Annotated in this window: 6 protein-coding genes and 1 tRNA gene; 6 read left to right on the top strand and 1 reads right to left on the bottom strand. The window is 60.9% G+C overall.

Annotation, left to right across the window (positions count from 1 at the left end; genetic code table 11):
- The first annotated feature begins 50 nt into the window (after positions 1 to 50).
- The gene (locus ACVWNW_RS03330; protein ID WP_454483034.1) at positions 51 to 9,410 is read left to right on the top strand and encodes a fatty acid synthase subunit beta domain-containing protein; all 9,360 of its coding nucleotides are present in this window, start codon (positions 51 to 53) and stop codon (positions 9,408 to 9,410) included.
- A gap of 390 nt (positions 9,411 to 9,800) precedes the next feature.
- Here ACVWNW_RS03330 and ACVWNW_RS03325 read toward each other — a convergent pair whose 3' ends face one another.
- On the bottom strand, positions 9,801 to 10,001 hold the full coding sequence (locus tag ACVWNW_RS03325) for a hypothetical protein (protein ID WP_461196315.1): 201 nt from the start codon (positions 9,999 to 10,001) through the stop codon (positions 9,801 to 9,803).
- A gap of 334 nt (positions 10,002 to 10,335) precedes the next feature.
- Between ACVWNW_RS03325 and ACVWNW_RS03320 the strand changes: the two genes are divergently transcribed.
- The 5 genes from ACVWNW_RS03320 to casB all read left to right on the top strand — a co-directional run bounded on the left by ACVWNW_RS03320 (position 10,336) and on the right by casB (position 17,373).
- Positions 10,336 to 10,409 (top strand) — tRNA-Gly (locus ACVWNW_RS03320).
- A 332-nt stretch (positions 10,410 to 10,741) separates the two neighbouring features.
- Positions 10,742 to 11,233: a holo-ACP synthase gene (locus ACVWNW_RS03315; protein ID WP_454483032.1), complete on the top strand. Its 492-nt coding sequence runs from the start codon at positions 10,742 to 10,744 to the stop codon at positions 11,231 to 11,233.
- 433 nt (positions 11,234 to 11,666) lie between these two features.
- On the top strand, positions 11,667 to 14,834 hold the full coding sequence (cas3, locus tag ACVWNW_RS03310) for a CRISPR-associated helicase Cas3' (protein WP_454483030.1): 3,168 nt from the start codon (positions 11,667 to 11,669) through the stop codon (positions 14,832 to 14,834).
- A 71-nt stretch (positions 14,835 to 14,905) separates the two neighbouring features.
- Positions 14,906 to 16,663, top strand: a complete 1,758-nt coding sequence (gene casA, locus ACVWNW_RS03305) for a type I-E CRISPR-associated protein Cse1/CasA (RefSeq protein WP_454483028.1) — start codon at positions 14,906 to 14,908, stop codon at positions 16,661 to 16,663.
- Positions 16,660 to 17,373 (top strand): type I-E CRISPR-associated protein Cse2/CasB, encoded by a 714-nt coding sequence (gene casB, locus ACVWNW_RS03300; RefSeq protein WP_454483026.1) that lies wholly within the window; start codon positions 16,660 to 16,662, stop codon positions 17,371 to 17,373. The genes casA and casB overlap by 4 nt, the downstream gene beginning before the upstream one ends.
- The last annotated feature ends 36 nt before the right edge of the window (positions 17,374 to 17,409 follow it).

Raw genomic sequence — 17,409 nt, 5'->3', positions numbered from 1 at the left:
CTTCCCCTCGTCATTATCAGCAATCCCCAACTCTCTATGAATAGGACATCATGACCAGTACATTCTTCATCAACCGTCTCGCTGAGCAGCCGCACGCGCTTATGTTCGCCGGCCAGTCCAACCCCTGGACCGTGGCCCTGGCCGATCTGCAGGGCGATCCTGACATCGACAAGGCCCTGAAGGAGCGCATGGCGGCGGCCACCGACCTGCTCAGGGCAGTCAAGCCCGACCTGCTGGCCACCAACGGTCGTCAGCTGGATATGTTCGGCTACAGGCCCGACCCGGTCAGGCTGGGGCCGGCCGCCGACGCGGCGGTCAGCGTGCCCGGCATCGCCCTGGTGCAGCTGGGCGCCCTCATGGATATGGACCAGCTGGGCTACGACGCGGCTCAGGCCCGTCCGGTGGCCCTGCTGGGGCACTCCCAGGGCATCATCGGCGTTCACATGGTTCAGGAGATCCAAGCTGCCGGATCCCTCAAGGCTGCCCAGGGTGCCATTGACCAGATTCTGGCCACCGCCATGCTGATTGGAACGGCTGGCACTCGTCAGGCCCGTCGTCTGGGCATCCACCGCCAGGGTGAGGCCACTCCTATGCTTTCGGTGCGCGGGGCCACCCGCCATCAGGTGGAGGTTCTGGTCGACCGGGTGCCTGGCGCTCGCGGCCCCATCAGTGTGGCCGTGACCAACTCGGATCGCAACCTGGTCCTGTCCGGCTATCCGGAGGATCTGGCCGCCTTTGCCATCGAGGCGGGCAAGGAGAGCGAGCACCAGCGCCAGCTGCGCGAAGACAAAGTCCGTGGCGGAACCGCCTTCTCGCCGGTTCTGGAGTACCTGGATGTGACCCTGCCCTTCCACTCCCCGCTCATGAAGGAAGCCGTGGACCTGAGCGTGGACTGGGCCTCCCGCTGCGGTCTGGACACCGACCGTGCCCGGGTTCTGGCTCAGGAGGTCCTGCTCAACCACGCCGACTGGGCCGGCCGAATCGCCGAGGTCATGGACCAGCAGGATGCCGCATCCCTGTGGCTGGTGGATCTGGGCCCGGGCGAGACCCTGGGCAAGCTGGTGGACAACCTGGTCCAGGGCACCGGTGTCGGCGTGGTCGAGGCCTCCAACCAGGCCCGGCGTGCACAGCTGTCCACCATGGAGGAGGACCCGGCCCGAACCCAGGACTGGTCCAAGCTGGCCCCCCGTCTGCTTGAGACCCCGGCTGGCCCCCGGGTGGAGACTGCTTTCAGCCGGTTGACCGGCAAGCCCCCGGTCATGCTGGCCGGCATGACCCCGACCACTGTGGAGCCTGAAATCGTGGCTGCAGCCGCCAACGCAGGCTACTGGGCCGAACTTGCCGGCGGCGGTCAGGTGACCGCCGAGGTCTTCGACCGCCATGTGTCCCAGCTGGAGGACCAGCTGCAGGAGGGCCGCACGGTCGAGTTCAATGCCATGTTCATGGACCGCTACCTGTGGAACCTCCAGTTCGGCAGCCAGCACATCGTGCCCAAGAAGCGCGCTTCCGGCACCCCCATCGACGGTGTGGTCATCTCTGCCGGCATCCCCGAGCTGGACGAGGCCGTGACCCTGATCCGTCAGCTCAACGAGGAAGGCTTCCCCTACGTGGCCTTCAAGCCCGGTACGGTGGACCAGATCCGTCAGGTCGTGGCCATCGCCCGCAAGGTCGCACCCACCCACATTTTGATGGAGGTCGAGGGCGGCGCCGCAGGAGGCCACCACTCCTGGGAGTCCCTGGACGACCTGCTCTCAACCACCTACGCCGAGGTTCGTGCCTGCCCCAACATCGTTCTGGTGGCTGGCGGCGGCATCGGCACCCCTGAGCGGGCGGCTGACTACATCAGTGGTCAGTGGTCCCGCGCCTACCACCTGCCGGACATGCCCGTGGACGGCGTCATGATCGGTACAGCGGCCATGACCGCCAAGGAGGCCCACACCAATCCTGAGATCAAGCGGGCTCTGGTGGCCACCCCTGGCATCGACAGCTCCACCCCCGATCCGGATCCCTTCGCCCCCATGGGCGAGAAGTGGGTGCCCAGCGGCAAGTCCGTGGGAGGTGTGGGCTCCGGCCTGAGCCATCTGCACGCCGACATCTACGAGATGGAGAACTCCTCCGCCGAGTGCGGCCGCCTGCTGGTCCGGGTCATGAAGCACCCCGAGGAGCTGGAGACCCGCCGCGCAGAGATCATCGAGGCCCTGAACAAGACCGCCAAGCCCTACTTCGGCGATCTGGAGACCATGACCTACCAGGACTGGGCCCAACGTTTCGCCGACCTGGCCTACCCCTGGGCCGATGACACCTACATCGACCGCTTCCTGCACTTGCTGCGGCGGATTGAGGCCCGTGTCTGCGAGCGTCAGAGCGGCGAGTTCGACTCCATCTTCGCCTCCAGGCAGGATGTGGCCGAGCCCGAGCAGGCCCTTCGCCGACTGCACGCGGCCTATCCCCAGGCAGCCGAGCTCAAGGTGGTGCCCACCGACGTGGCCTGGTTCCCCGTCCTGGTGCGCGAGTACCCCAAGCCCATGCCTTTCGTGCCGGTCATCGACAATGATCTGCTGCGCTGGTGGGGCCAGGATCAGCTCTGGCAGTCCGAGGATCCCCGCTACGGTGCCGACTCGGTCAGGGCCATCCCCGGACCCATCTCCGTGGCGGGCATTACCACGGTGGACGAGCCGGTGGCCTCCATCCTGGGACGGTTTGAGCAGGCGGCCATAGACCGGGTGCGCGATCTGGACAGCAATCCCGTCAAGGCCTATAGCCAGCTGGCAGGCGCTGCTGACGCGCAGGAGTTCATCCGTCGCAGCCCCAACATCTCCTGGGTGGGCCACCTGATGGCCAATCCGGCCTACGGCACGGCCATGGACGACCCCAATTACACCATCACCGCCACCGGCCAGGACGACCAGGGTGAGCACTACGACCTGGACATCCATCTGGACACCTACTGGGACGATGATCCCGACGGCGGTCTGGACCGGCATGCGGTGCGCGACATCGTCGTGCCGCTGACCCTCAAGAGCGACCAGGTCGGCCTCTTCCCGGTGGTTGACCGCAGCCGCCTGCCCAAGGACGTCTACGCAATGCTGGCCGACACAGCCGGCATCGGCAATACCTCCATCACCGGCGACAAGCTGGAGGCCATGCCTGTCATCGAGAAGGATGATGACGACCAGGACCACCCCTTCGGTCTGGCCCACAGCGGCTACACACTGGCGGCCAACCTGGGCTTCGACCATGAGGCGGCCACCGGAGGCGCCCTGCCCGATGCGCTGATCCCCTCCGGCTTCGCTCCCGACGCTCTGGTGGGTCCGGCCTGGCCGGCCATCTACGCAGCCCTGGGATCCGTCTATGTGGATGGCTTCCCCATCATCGAGGGACTGCTCAACGCGGTCCATCTGGACCATCTGATCGAGCTGGAGGTCAGCGAGAAGCGCCTGCTGGAGCACACCGGCCAGCGGATTGAACTGACCAGCTGGGCCGAGCCCTACCAGGAGTCAGCCTCCGGTCGGGTGGTGACCATCCATGTGGTCCACTCCGCCCAGGACGGAACCGTGCTGGCCCGCGAGGTCGAGCGCTTCGCCATCCGTGGCCGCGCCTACAGCGACCAGCTGCCCCAGGAGGCTCCCGAATATGGCGGCATCCGAGCCGACACGGTGGACACACCCCGTAGGCTGTTGCGTCGCGTCACCGTCACCGCCCCCAAGGACATGACCGCTTTCGCACGCACTTCCGGTGACTTCAATCCCATCCACACGTCCAAGCGAGGAGCGGCGGTCTCCGGTCTGTCTGCGCCGCTGGTGCACGGCATGTGGCTGTCGGCCACCGCCCAGTACGCGGCCCAGGCCACTGACGAGCAGGGCGTCCACTACGAGATCGCCGGATGGACCTACAACATGTACGGCATGGTCCAGCTGGGCGACAAGGTGGAGATCAGCCTGGAGCGTGTGGGCAAGGTTCGCCATGGCGGCCTGGTCCTGGAGGTCACCTGCAGGATCGACGGCCAGCTGGTCTCCCGCGGCACGGCAATAGCTCGGGCCCCGAGGACCGCCTACGTCTACCCAGGCCAGGGGATCCAGCAGCAGGGCATGGTCCTGGATGAGCGTGCCAAGTCCCCGGCCGCCCGTGAGACCTGGGAGCGGGCCGATGCCCTGACCCGTAGCAAGCTGGGGTTCTCCATCCTGGCCGTGGTGCGTGACAACCCGCATACCCTTACAGCCAAGGGGGTCACCTACCACCATCCTGAGGGTCTGCTCAACCTGACCCAGTTCACCCAGGTGGCCCTGGCCACCGTGGCCTTCGCCCAGACCGCCCGCCTGCGCGAGTCCGGCATGGACATCTGGCCCGCCTACTTCGCCGGCCACTCCCTGGGCGAGTACAACGCCCTGAGCTCCTTCGCCGGGGTCATGTCCCTGGAGACGGTTCTGGAGCTGGTCTTTCACCGTGGGTCCACCATGCACTCCCTGATCGAACGCGACGACCAGGGGCGCAGCAACTACCGGATGGGCGCCCTGCGTCCAAACCAGTTCGGCGTGGGCGACTCCGGCGTCAAGCAGTATGTGGCGTCCGTATCTAAGGAGTGCGGCGAATTCCTGGAGATCGTCAACTACAACCTGGCCGGCCAGCAGTACGCCGTGGCCGGGACCATCGCCGGTCTGGAGTATCTGCGTGCCGATGCCAACCGTCGGGCCAAGGAGGCGGGCGGCAAGCCGGCCTTCATGTACGTGCCCGGCATCGACGTGCCCTTCCACTCCACCCTGCTGCGCAAGGGGGTGCCCGAGTTCCGCGATACTTTGGACGCCCTGCTGCCCGAGCACATTGACTACTCCCGCCTGGAGGGTCGCTACATACCCAACCTGGTTGCACGGCCCTTCCAGATGACCAAGGAGTTCGCGGCCTCCATCCTGGAGGTGGTTCCCTCCGAGCGCATCAAGCAGGCTCTGGGCGATCCCCAGGTTTGGGACCAGTATGCGGCTGACGACCAGAAGCTGGGTCGTCTGCTGCTGACTGAGCTGCTCTCCTGGCAGTTTGCCTCTCCTGTGCGCTGGATCGAGACCCAGGCGATCATGTTCGACGCCCCTGAACAGGGCGGCCTGGGCGTGGAGCAGCTGATTGAGGTGGGGCTGGGCCATTCACCCACCCTGGCCAACCTGGGTACCAAGACCCTGAAGCTGCCTGACTTCCGCGAGCGTCACGTGAGCGTCTACAACCTGGGCAGGGACGAGAGCCGGGTCTATCTGACCGACACCGATCCCATGGCCACAGTGGAGGAGGAGCCCGCAGCTCCGGCCCAGGATTCCAGCCTTGAACCTGCTCAGGCTGCTGCGCCCGCCCCGGCATCGAATCCGGCTCCAGCTTCGGCTCCTGCTCCTGCAGCAACCGAGGATTCGGCTCCTGCTCCTGCCCCGGCGACCGGCGGTCCGTCGGGTGCCGAGGTGGCCGACCTGCCCTTCAAGGCCTCGGACGCCATCGCCGTCCTGCTGGCCTACTCCACCAAGATCCGACCCGAGCAGATCGGGCAGACCGATACCACCGACACCCTGACCAATGGCGTCTCCTCCAGGCGCAACCAGCTGCTGATGGACATCAGCTCGGAGCTGGGCGTGGCCAGCGTGGATGGTGCAGCTGAGGCCAGTATGACCGACCTAAGCGCCTTGGTGAACAAGGTGGCTCCTAACTATCGGCCCTTTGGCCCGGTGCTCTCCGACATCGTGCGTGAGCGCATCCGTGACCTCTTCGGCCCCTCCGGCCTCAAGCTGCAGCAGGTTGAGCAACGGGTCTCCGATGTCTGGCAGCTGGGTGCGGGCTGGGTTTCGGCCACCGTGGCCAGCCTGGTCCTGGACACCCGTGAGGGTGCTTCCTCGCGTGGCGGCGACCTGGCGCTCCTGCCCTCCGAAGCCGTTTCCACTGTGCCTGCGGCCAATGCGCTGATCGACCAGGCCGTTCAGCAGGTGGCCCAGCGTCACGGCGTCACGGTCTCCATGCCCTCTGCAGGTGGTGCTGCCGGCGGTGCCGTGGTCGACTCCGCCGCCCTGGATGCCTTCGCAGCCCAGGTGACCGGCTCTGAGGGTGTGCTGGCCTCTACTGCACGATTCCTCCTGGACAAGCTGGGGCTCAAGCCTCCGACCGTCCAGCCTGGCGAGAATGAGGACGCTGCCGTTGTGGCCGCCGTCGATGCCGAACTGGGCAGCGACTGGCCCGAGCAGGTGGCGCCGAGGTTCGAGGCCTCACGCGCCGTTCTCTTCGACGACCGCTGGGCCAGCGCCCGAGAGGATCTGGCTCACATCTACCACGAGCATGATGATGACCGCAGTCGCCTGAGCTTCGTAGGAGCCGGACGTGAGGTGCACGATCAGGCCGTCTGGTACGCCGAGCAGGCAGACAAACGCGGCGAGCAGGATCTGGCCCGGGTCTTCAGCGGCATCGCCGACCAGGCCATGACCCCTGCCGACTCGGACCAGACCGCAGCACGATTCGCCAAGGACGTGGCCGTGGTCACCGGCGTGGCCCCCAAGTCCATCGCAGGATCTCTGACTGCGGGCCTCTTGGAGGGTGGGGCGACGGTCATCGCTGTCTTCCACTCCTTGAAGCCGCAGACCGTAATCTGGGCCCGTGACCTATACCGTCGCCATGCCGTGGGCGGTGCCCGTCTCTGGATCGTTCCTGCCAACCTGTCCAGCTACCGGGATGTGGACGCCTTGGTCGACTGGGTGGGCAATGAGCAGCGCAAGACCACGGGGGCCACGACCACCGTGCTCAAGCCCGCCTACGAGCCCACCCTGCTGTTGCCCTTCGCAGCACCCGCCATGCACGGGACCATGGCCGACTCGGGCCGGCTCTTCGAGTCCCAGGCCCGGCTCATGCTCTGGAGCCTGGAACGCCAGATTGCCGGGTTCGCCGGCATCGGGGCGGACACCGACGTCGACCACCGTCTGCATGTGGTCCTGCCAGGCTCGCCCAACCGTGGCATGTTCGGCGGCGACGGAGCCTACGGGGAGGTCAAGGCCGCACTGGATGCCATCGTCAACCGGTCCCGCCCCGAACAGGACTGGTCCGGCCGTGTAACCTTCGCCCACCCGCTGATCGGCTGGGTCCGGGGCACCGGGCTCATGGGCGGCAATGATCCGCTGGTCCAGGTGGTGGAGCGTCACGGCATTCACACATACTCAACCAGGCAGATGGCCGATTCCCTGCTGGAGTTGTGCACTGTGCAGGCCCGCCAGCAGGCTCTCCAGGCCCCGCTTAAGGCAGACCTGACCGGTGGCCTGGGCTCCAGCCCGCTGGACCTCAAGGCCCTGAAGGCCGAGGCTGCCCAGGACGGCGATTCGTCGACACCGGCTCCAACCGGGAAGTCCGGAGATGCTCCCGCAGATGCAGACAAGGATCCGGGCCGGGTCATCAAGGCTCTGCCCACACCCCGGGTGCCCGCCCAGGCCCCGGTGGATCTGCAGGATTGGCAGGGCGTGACCGCTCGTCCCGAGGATCAGATCGTCATCGTCTCCATCGGTGAGATGGGTCCCTGGGGCTCCGGCCGTACCCGCTTCGAGGCCGAGATGGGCATCCACTCGGACGGCCAGGTCGACCTGAGTGCGGCCGCCGTCCTCGAACTGGCCTGGAACATGGGTCTGGTCGAATGGCAGGACAGCCCCAAGCCGGGCTGGTACGACACCGACGGCGAGCTGGTGCCCGAGCAGGACATTGCCGAGCGCTACCACGACCAGGTGGTGGCCCGCTCCGGCATCCGTCCCTTCGATGACGGCATGGGTTCCGACTACCGACAGGGCACCAACGAAGAGGAGGTCGACGTCTTCCTCGATCACGACGTGGCCTTCTCGGTGCCCACCAAGGATATGGCTCAGGAGTACGTGGCCCAGGATCCGGACCACACCAGCATCGCCCGCGACGAGCAGTCCGGCGAGTGGACGGTCACCCGTCTGCCCGGCTCCCGCATCCGTGTGCCGCGTCGGGCCACCATGTCCAGGACAGTGGGCGGCCAGTTCCCCCAGGGCTTCGACCCGGTCAAGTGGGGCATTCCAGCTTCCATGGTCGGGGATGTGGACCCGATCGCCCTTTGGAATATCGTGACCACCGTGGATGCCTACCTGTCGGCTGGATTCACCCCGGTGGAGATCCTTCAGGCTGTGCACCCCTCTAAAGTGGCATCCACCCAGGGAACCGGCTTCGGCGGCATGGCTTCCATGCGCAAGCTCTACCTGGACCGATTCCTGGGCAAGGAGATCCCCACGGATATCCTCCAGGAGGCCCTGCCCAACGTGGTGGCCGCGCACGTCATGCAGTCCTACATCGGCGGATATGGCAACATGGTCCAGCCGGTTTCGGCCTGCGCCACTGCTGCGGTCTCCCTTGAGGAGGGCGCTGACAAGATCGCCCTTGGCAAGGCGGACTTCGTGGTCACGGGTGCCATCGACGACATCGGCGTGGAGTCGGTCATTGGCTTCGGCAACATGAATGCCACCGCCGATTCCGCTGAGATGTATGCCAAGGGCATCCAGCCTCGGTTCTTCTCCCGGGCCAACGACCGTCGTCGTGGTGGCTTCCTGGAGTCCCAGGGCGGCGGGACCATCCTGCTGACCCGCGGCGACATCGCCCTGCGCATGGGTCTGCCTGTGGCTGGTGTGGTCGGGTACATCCACTCCTTCGCGGACGGCGCCCACACCTCCATCCCTGCACCCGGGCTGGGGGCTCTGGCCGCCGGCATGGGCGGCAGGGACTCGGACCTGGTGCGCTCGCTGGCCAGGCTGGGTGTGGGTCCCGACGACATCGCCGTGGTCTCCAAGCATGACACCTCCACCAACGCCAACGACCCCAACGAGTCCGAGCTGCACAACACCCTGGCCCACGCCATCGGGCGGACGGACGGCAACCCGCTCTACGTCATCTCCCAGAAAAGCCTGACCGGCCATGCCAAGGGCGGCGCCTGCATCTTCCAGATCAACGGGCTCACCCAGCTCTTCCGGTCCGGGGTCATCCCGGCCAATGCCTCCCTGGATTGCGTGGATCCGGTCCTGAGGCGTGACGACCATCTGGTCTGGCTGGAGCAGCCTCTGAAGGTGGGCAGGGTCAAGGCCGGACTGGTCACCTCCCTGGGCTTCGGCCATGTCTCCGGCATCGGGGTCATCGTCAGCCCGGGGGCCTTCGAAGCTGCTGTGTTCCAGACCTCCGGTCAGGAGGCCCTGGACGAGTGGCGTCGCCGGGCCAACGACCGTCTGGCCGCTGGCCAGCGTCGCCTGGAGGAGGGCCGCATGGGTCGGGCCCCGCTCTACGAGCCCATCGACAACCGCCGCTTCCATGAGGACGGCCACGGGTATGTGGGCCATGAGGTCGAGAAGGCCATGCTGCTGGATCCCCAGGCCCGTCTGGGTGCCGACGGCTACTACGACCTGGGCTGAGAGCAGCGTGAGTTGGTCGGTTTCCTATTCTCTGCAGCGGGAGATGGGAAATCGGTAAGAGCTCAATTACTGCGCTGATCAGGGAGGTGGGCCAAACGGCTCACCTCCCCTTTTGTTATGGGATGGATGCTCATCAGCTGCTCGTACTCGGGTGATCGCTTTCTTTGCGGAAGAGTGGATGAAATGTCCCTGGGTACGTCAGGCTTGGCTATCCCATCCCTTGTCTTGCTTCAATGCTGCTTGAGGAGCAGGCGACCTTTGCAACCTGACAGTGTTTGAATCCTGTTCATGAAAAGGTATAAAAAGTAGATGGGTGGCCCAGGTTTTACTTGGGGTTATTGCTGGGCCACCCGAATGGCCGGACTTGTCTTTGGGGAGTCGTCCGACCGCTTACTCGTACGAAGTGTTGGTGTTAGTGGCCGCTGTTATGGAATTCCTGCGGCTGCGGTTTGTTGTCATAATACTCATGGCGAGAAGCCCGATCACCATAGCCACGCCGATATTTTTCCCTTCAGCTGTGGGCAGGACTCCTACAGGAAGGGAGAGGTGCTGGTTGCTGATTTCGCCGTATCGGGCGATTGAATCGCGCATCCAGCGGACAGTGCCCTTTGCCAGAACCGGTGTGTGCCTGGAGGGTAACAATTCCGCCGATGCCTATGAAGCTATATAGGTGACTGCGCGATTGCTTATTCAAGGTGGATGAACTGCCGGAATCTAGACCGGTCGGCAAGGGATCAGAATTTTTGCGCGGATCTTCATGGTTATCCGTGGGGGAGGGGTAATCAGTGCAGGTTTCCATGTCACACAAGGGTTCTGCCCAGTGATGCCTACATAGGTTTATCACTGAGTAAAACCACGCAATGATTAATTGACCGCATGTTCCGGCTGGCCCATGTGCTATGCTGTTTACCGAGCCAACGGCTTTGCGGGCGTAGCTCAATGGTAGAGCCTCAGTCTTCCAAACTGATTACGCGGGTTCGATTCCCGCCGCCCGCTCCATGATAATCGTTGATATTCCGGGATTTTCGACGGGTTTCTCAACCACTTGGAGTGGTCAGGATCGGGCCTGACTGAGCGAGATTCTCCCTAGTATTCGGTACTTTACGGGCTAAGTGGGTACACGATAGGCTACACAGCGGAGACTGCTGGATGGTAGTGGCTACAGAGCTGTCCAACAGCGTCATGCCAGCGTTGTGACTCCTGCTGCTAATATGGCGAAATCTTCTTCATCCCCCTGCAGTCGTTCGCTCAGGAACTTAGCTATCAATGACACAGCGGGGGGGGGGTGCGGAATCCTCAATTTCCGACCGGATGATTTGCTGCGAGGGACGATGTGGGGCATACTCGGGCCTATGGATGATGCCGGGTTTGGACAAGTGCTGGGGTTGGGACATGATCTGGTCGATCTGGAGGAGTTCGGCCAGCAGCTGGCTATGCCAGGCACGCGCATGACAAGCTTGTTTTCGCCACGGGAGCGGCGGCAGGCCCAGCAGCGGGCCCTGCTCAAGCATGACGACACAGCCGCGCACTTGGCGGTGCGCTGGGCCGGCAAGGAGTCGGTGCTCAAGGCCTGGTCGCAGGCGCTGGGACCTGAGCCATCGCCCTATGGCTTTGATGATTTTCCCTGGATCGGGGTGGAGATCCTGGACGACGGCCGGGGTCGGCCGAGCGTTAATCTAGAGCCTTCCGTAGAAGCCAGGCTTTACGATTCCCTGCTTCTGACCGGTGGTCAGGTCGACCGAGTGCAGTTATGCTGGCACATCGCTCTCAGCCATGACGGACCGATGGTTTCGGCGGTCGTGCTTTTGTGCAGGCGCGTCTGAAATTAGGCTAGGACACGTGACGCATGTGGCGTTAATTCCTAGTTATCGTGTAAACAGCCAAATAGAAGTCTTCGGTATATGAGGCGATGCTCTGACTCTGTCGAAGAAGAAGTCGAATTCGGTGTTCGAGGCTTCAGATGCAGTCAGTGCTATGTATTACACGCGTCGTTCTAAGGGTTGACTGCGGTTCCCGTGTAAACTACATACAGCTTCTTCTTGTGGTGTGTTCCCTGCTTAGGTAGGGATGATCCTTTGTGTCATTAGGATTTTATATGCTCCCTGAATAGTCAGGGTATATAGAACAACTTGTGACATTAAGGAATTATATATTTGGTATGAATTTGGTAAATTCTGATTCTCTGTGCTATGCTCATAAATTGTTACAACGAAGTTGTCCAATTAGCAGGATCGCTGAGCTAGGAGCGGGGAAACAATGAGCCGAGTGATACCAACAGACTTGGATCTGGATGCTTTAGCCATGTCCTTGTGGGGCAAGACTAATCTGCTTAACGAGGATGACTGGCTACAAGTTTTCGCGCATTTGAGTGATTCCGCTGCGGTGGCTAGATATCTTTGGCGTGACTGGGTGCCCTGGGGCACTCGAGAGATCATCATCCGCGATGTTGGTGATCCGGAATTGGCTCGCAAAGTCTGCATGTTTATCACCGGTGTCCATGATATCGGTAAAGCAACCCCGGTTTTCCAAAGCAAACCGTTGACACATGCACCGGGCATGCAGGATCTCTCTTTGCAATGGAAGCCTAGACAGGCTGGCCTGCGGTTCCCTGATGTGCCGATTACAGACACCAATTATCCTACCCATCCCATAGCGGGCCAAAGGATTCTGGAGTCTTATCTGAAGCAGGTAAGGCATTGGAGCAAGTCGGTGGCTGAATCCTATGCCTGTGTCGTTGGGGGGCATCATGGTCAGCCTCCTACTCGTCAGGCCCTGAGCAAGTCCGATATGGATGTACGCATGGGTACCGCTCGGGGTTATGAGGACTGGACTAAAGCACAGTACGAACTGATTGAATTCGTAGCCAAGCAGTGTGAACTCAGTGACGATGACTTCGCTCGGCTGAGTGGAAAGCGGTTGAATATATACGCCGAATCGGTGCTGGAGGGGTTGGTCATCATGGCCGACTGGATCGCCAGCAACAGCGACGACGATCTTTTTCCCCTGGTGCCGCTCAACCCCCCGAACTATGACGAGCAGACCTGGGACCGGATGAATTCAGTGCGTACACGAGCCGGTCTTAAGGCCCGTCAGGAGCGCGGATGGCGTAATCTCGACCTGCCTCCGAAGTGGCAGCCTATTCATGAACAAATCAGCATAGGGGAGCGCTTCGCTTCCAGATTTGATCTGCCGACGGGGGCCAATCCCAGGCCAGTCCAGGAGCAGGCTGCGCATTTGGCGGAAACGACTAAGAATCCGGGCATTATGGTCATCGAAGCGCCCATGGGCGAAGGCAAGACCGAAGCAGCCCTGGCCTGTGCGGAAATTCTGGCGGAACGAACAGGCAGGGGAGGAGTCTGCGTGGCCCTGCCGACAATGGCCACCACCGATGCCATGTTCTCGCGTTGCAAGAGCTGGATCGATAGATTACCTCAGCCGGAAGGGCGCTCTGAGAAATCCACCTCACTCAGACATGGCAAAGCTGCTCTCAACAGGGAATTCATGTCAATGATGGCTTCAGCTAAGAATTCGGCCACCTCGTCAGTCTTCGATGAAGATGTCCCGCAAGGCTCCGCTGCGCAAAAGGCGGCCTATCCGGAGGCAGTGGCGAATGACTGGCTGCGAGGCAGAAAGAAAGGGGTGTTGGCTAACTTCCTGATCTGTACTATTGATCAGGTGCTCATGGCCGCTTTGCAGATGAAGCACGTCAGTCTGCGGCAATTGGCTCTAGCCAACAAAGTTGTCATTATCGATGAATGTCATGCTTACGACACCTACATGCGTGAATATCTCAAGCGGACCTTGGAATGGCTGGGAGGATTCCACAACCCAGTTATCCTCCTGTCGGCAACTCTGCCTGCATCGCTGCGACATGAGCTGGTGGACGCTTATATTAAAGGGTATGCCTCGGTGCTTGGAGGATCAGGCAGTCAGACGAAGCAGTCCCTCGCGGTTGCACCGCGTCGTTTTGCAAGCATGGAGGCATTTACTGATCGTTACTACAAGCCACATATTGATAAGACTTCTGCGTCTTCACAGGCAGGTGACAAGCAGCTCTCTAATGAGGAGAAGGATTCTGACGATCTGCATGCCTATCCGCTGATTACTTACACGTCTGGAACGACCTGCCGGTCTAGTTCGGTGCAGCCATCAGGCCGTGCGGTGGACATCGATTGTCATGTCATCGATGACGATCTGGGGCATCTTGCAGACTTACTGAAAGAGCGGCTGGCTGCAGGTGGGTGTGCCGCTGTGATCTGCGACACTGTAGACCGTGCCCAGAAAACGGCTGCGGCTTTGTCCGATGAATTCGGCCCAAATCAGGTCAGACTGACGCACTCCCGCTTCATTGACCGGGATCGTATGGACAACGAAAGAGAACTTCGAGAGTGTCTTGGTCCGGATGCAACCCAAGCCAATGGAGGACGCCCTCACCGGCTGATTGTCGTGGGCACTCAGGTTCTGGAGCAATCCCTGGACATTGACTTCGACCTCATGGTCACCGATATAGCTCCGGTCGATTTGCTGTTTCAGCGCATGGGTCGTCTGCATCGCCATCGCCGTGGACGAGGTGAGAGCGACCGTCCAGCTGGTCTGCGGAAAGCCTTCTGCTATCTGCGGGGCATGGCCTCCTGGAACGCAGATGGCCCGGTATTTCCTAACTATGTAGACAGCGTCTATCCGCCGGCATCCCTGCTTGAAGCCCTTGCTGTGCTTGGTCTGCAAGGAGACGGCACCCACCGCTTGCTGCAGCTTCCTGATGACATCGCTCCGTTGGTCCGCACGGCTTATGACTCTGATGCAGTTGCACAGCTGATACCCAAAGCCTGGCAAGAACGGTATCGGCTGGATGCGCACAAGCGTGCTGAAAAGGATGCGGAAGAGATCAATAAGGCCCAAGTCTATTTGATGAAAGATTCGGCGCATCTGCTGCGCCAGTCTCACACCTTGGTGGACCTATTTACAAGCACTGTGGACGCCAGGTCGGAAGCCAAAGCCAGACAGGCCGTCAGAGATACTCATGATTCGGTGGAGGTGGTGCTTCTGCGCCGGTGCGGCGATGAGTATGCGCTTCTGCCATGGATCGGAGGCGATACAGTACCTTGCGGGGCTCCTGTGCCCACAAAAACCGAACCTGAGAACCATCTGGCGCAAGTGGTGTTGCGTTGTGCGGTAAATCTGCCTGATCGTATCTGTCATGATATTGATGCTCTGATCAATGAACTCGAGATTCGAGCTGGTGATTGCGTTGATGCATGGCATCAATCTCCTTGGCTGGATGGCTGTTTGCCGCTGGTCTTGGATGAGGAGGAATCCGATTCGGATCGCCGCAGATTCGTCACCACTGTGCATGGCTTCCTTATCGGATACACCCGTGAGGATGGGCTGACCTGTGTGAAAGCCGACAAGGGCGGGGAGAGCTGAATTTGCATGCCTCGCTAGTTGCAGGCATTTTCCACTTATGAATAACCGAACAATTAGAAAGGACAATGATAATGAATGATATTGGAGCGACCGGCAGAGGTCGGCCGTCGTTCAATCTCTTGGACCAGCCTTGGATCAGGGTTACCTATCTGGAAGGACGTGTCGACCTGGTCTCCCTGCGCGACCTTTTGGTTGAGGCCCATCGAATCCGTGAGATTTCCAGTGACATGCCTCAACAGACCCTGCCCATACTAAGGATGACCGAAGCTGTGCTCTACAAGGCATACGCTCAGCGGTATCTACCCATGATCGGGGGTGATAATCCGACGGCCTTGTTGCAGCTGTGGTGGACACTCTGGCAGACTGGGCAGTTCGACCCTCAAGTAATTGATGACTACCTTGAGCGCTATCACGACAGGTTCGATTTGTTCAATCCAGAGCATCCCTTTTATCAGACGCCGGGATTGACCTACTCGTCCGAGGATAAAGATTATGACAGCATTGGCGAACTTCAAGCTGACGTGCCTAAGCCCAAGAAGTTTCTTTTCTCCATGCGCGCCAAGAACGACTTGGACTCACTTACTTTGCCTGAAGCAGCCCGATGGCTGGTCTTTCTCCAGGCCTATGACCCTGCAGGCATCAAATCGCCGGTAGATGGGGAGACCCATGTGCGGAACAACAAGGTTTACCCGCCCAAGTCCAAGGTGGGAACTGGCTGGTTGGGTGCTCTGGGCAATGTCTATCTGGAACAGGACAATCTGTTCGCCACCCTGATGCTTAACTGGTGCTTGATCAATCCACGAGGCCGTGGGGATGATGATATCTGGTTCGGTAAGCCCGGTGATTTGGCTCCTTGGGAGCGTGAGCCGGCCGGTCCTGACATGAATCCCGACTATCACCCTGCAGGCATTGTGGACATGCTCACTCTGCAATCACGCAGGGTGAGGCTCGTGCCCGATAGTTCAGGTTCCCGTGTGGTCGGCATCATCGTTTGCTACGGCGATGTCATCAGCGCTGACAACATGGATGCTTATGAGCCTATGACAGCCTGGCGTTACGGCAGCGAGAACCTGCGTAAGAAACTGGGGCTGCCGACGGCTCCTCGCATGCCAGTCACATTCACTTCTGACAAGGCCATATGGCGGCAGCTGCAGCCTTTGATCAGCGCGGGAAGCAACGGTGCAGGTCAGACTGACGACACCCGTCCCGGCGTTATTCGATGGGTTGAGACTCTGTTGAACTGGGATCAGGATGATGCCGGGTCAGGAAAAGTAATGCAGATGGCTCGCATCCATACCCAGAGTATGATCTATGGTCCGCAGAACAGCTTCTTCTCGGATGCCATTGATGATTCGCTGGATGCAAACCTTCAACTGCTTCATTTGAATACTGCTGCCGTGGATGTGGTGGTTCAGGTTGTTGAGCGTACTGAGGATTCCGTCAAGGCATTGGACTCCATGGTTGCCCAGTTGAACCAATCCGCAGGCGACAAAGCGCAGAAGGACCGCTTCTATGCCGCAGTGGACCGCGTCAAGGAGCGCGCATATGCTTCCCTGGATCAGCTGTTCAGACAGCGGATTGCGGAGTTCGGTCCTTCAGAAGACATCGAACGCTACCGGAATGACTGGTTCCAGGCCATTCATCGGGATTTGATCGGCGTAGCAGGTGAGTACCGCGATCAGTCTCCGGCGCCATCTTTCCTGCCCAAGGCCAATGGTGCCCGATCTTCCGAGCAGATCTTTGATAGATTCCTGAGCCAATTGAATAAATATCTAGGTCCTCTTCCCTCGCGTGAGGGCGAGACCGCAAATGAAAAGGAGGTTCAATGATGACTACAGCCACTATGACGAACGATCATGTCTTGTCGGTCGACGACCGCAAACAGGCCGTCGGGCGATATGCCAACTACCGGATCGGGAAGTTGCAGTACGCCTACACGGTTCAGGCCAGCAGCGTGGCCAGGGCTCATCTGGCTCTGCTGCGCCGAGGCATTGACGATGGCAGGGTGCGGTGGATGAATGTCGGGTTTGATCTATATGAGGATTGGCCGCAGGATACCCTGGGAAATCCAGCCCTCGATAACGACCCCAATATCGTCACTGAAACACGGGCTATTGCTGTTGCCTTGCAGATGTATGCGCTTCATCAGCAGTCGAAATCTCAGGGTATGGCCTGGTTGCCTGATCATAAGCAGCGGGCTCAATCTGAGCGCTTCCGCTACAGTTTCGGCCACGCATGCCGCATCATTGATGCCGACCAGGACGGTTCCAAGGCCACTCCGGTTCTTCGAAGGCTACAAATCATGGAGGATGCTCCTGATTTCGATGGTATCCGGCATCAGCTGTATTCGCTGATAAGGATGATGAGGAATCAGGATGTGAAGCTGGACTATCAGGCTTTCGCCCAGGATCTTTATCTGCTGCAGCTGCCGGGTCGGAGGGCTTCTGTCTTTCACCGTTGGGCTCGGCAGTATTACGCCGTGCACAAGGCCGCAGAGGCGAAAGAGGGCGAAAAGGCTAATAGAATAGCTGAGGTCTAGCAGAACGGTCAATGATGACAGGTCGTCTCGAACAAT

This window comes from Bifidobacterium sp. JNUCC 75 (assembly GCF_054819865.1).
Note: the sequence above shows the minus strand (reverse complement) of the source record. Positions and strands in the feature narration are given on the sequence as shown.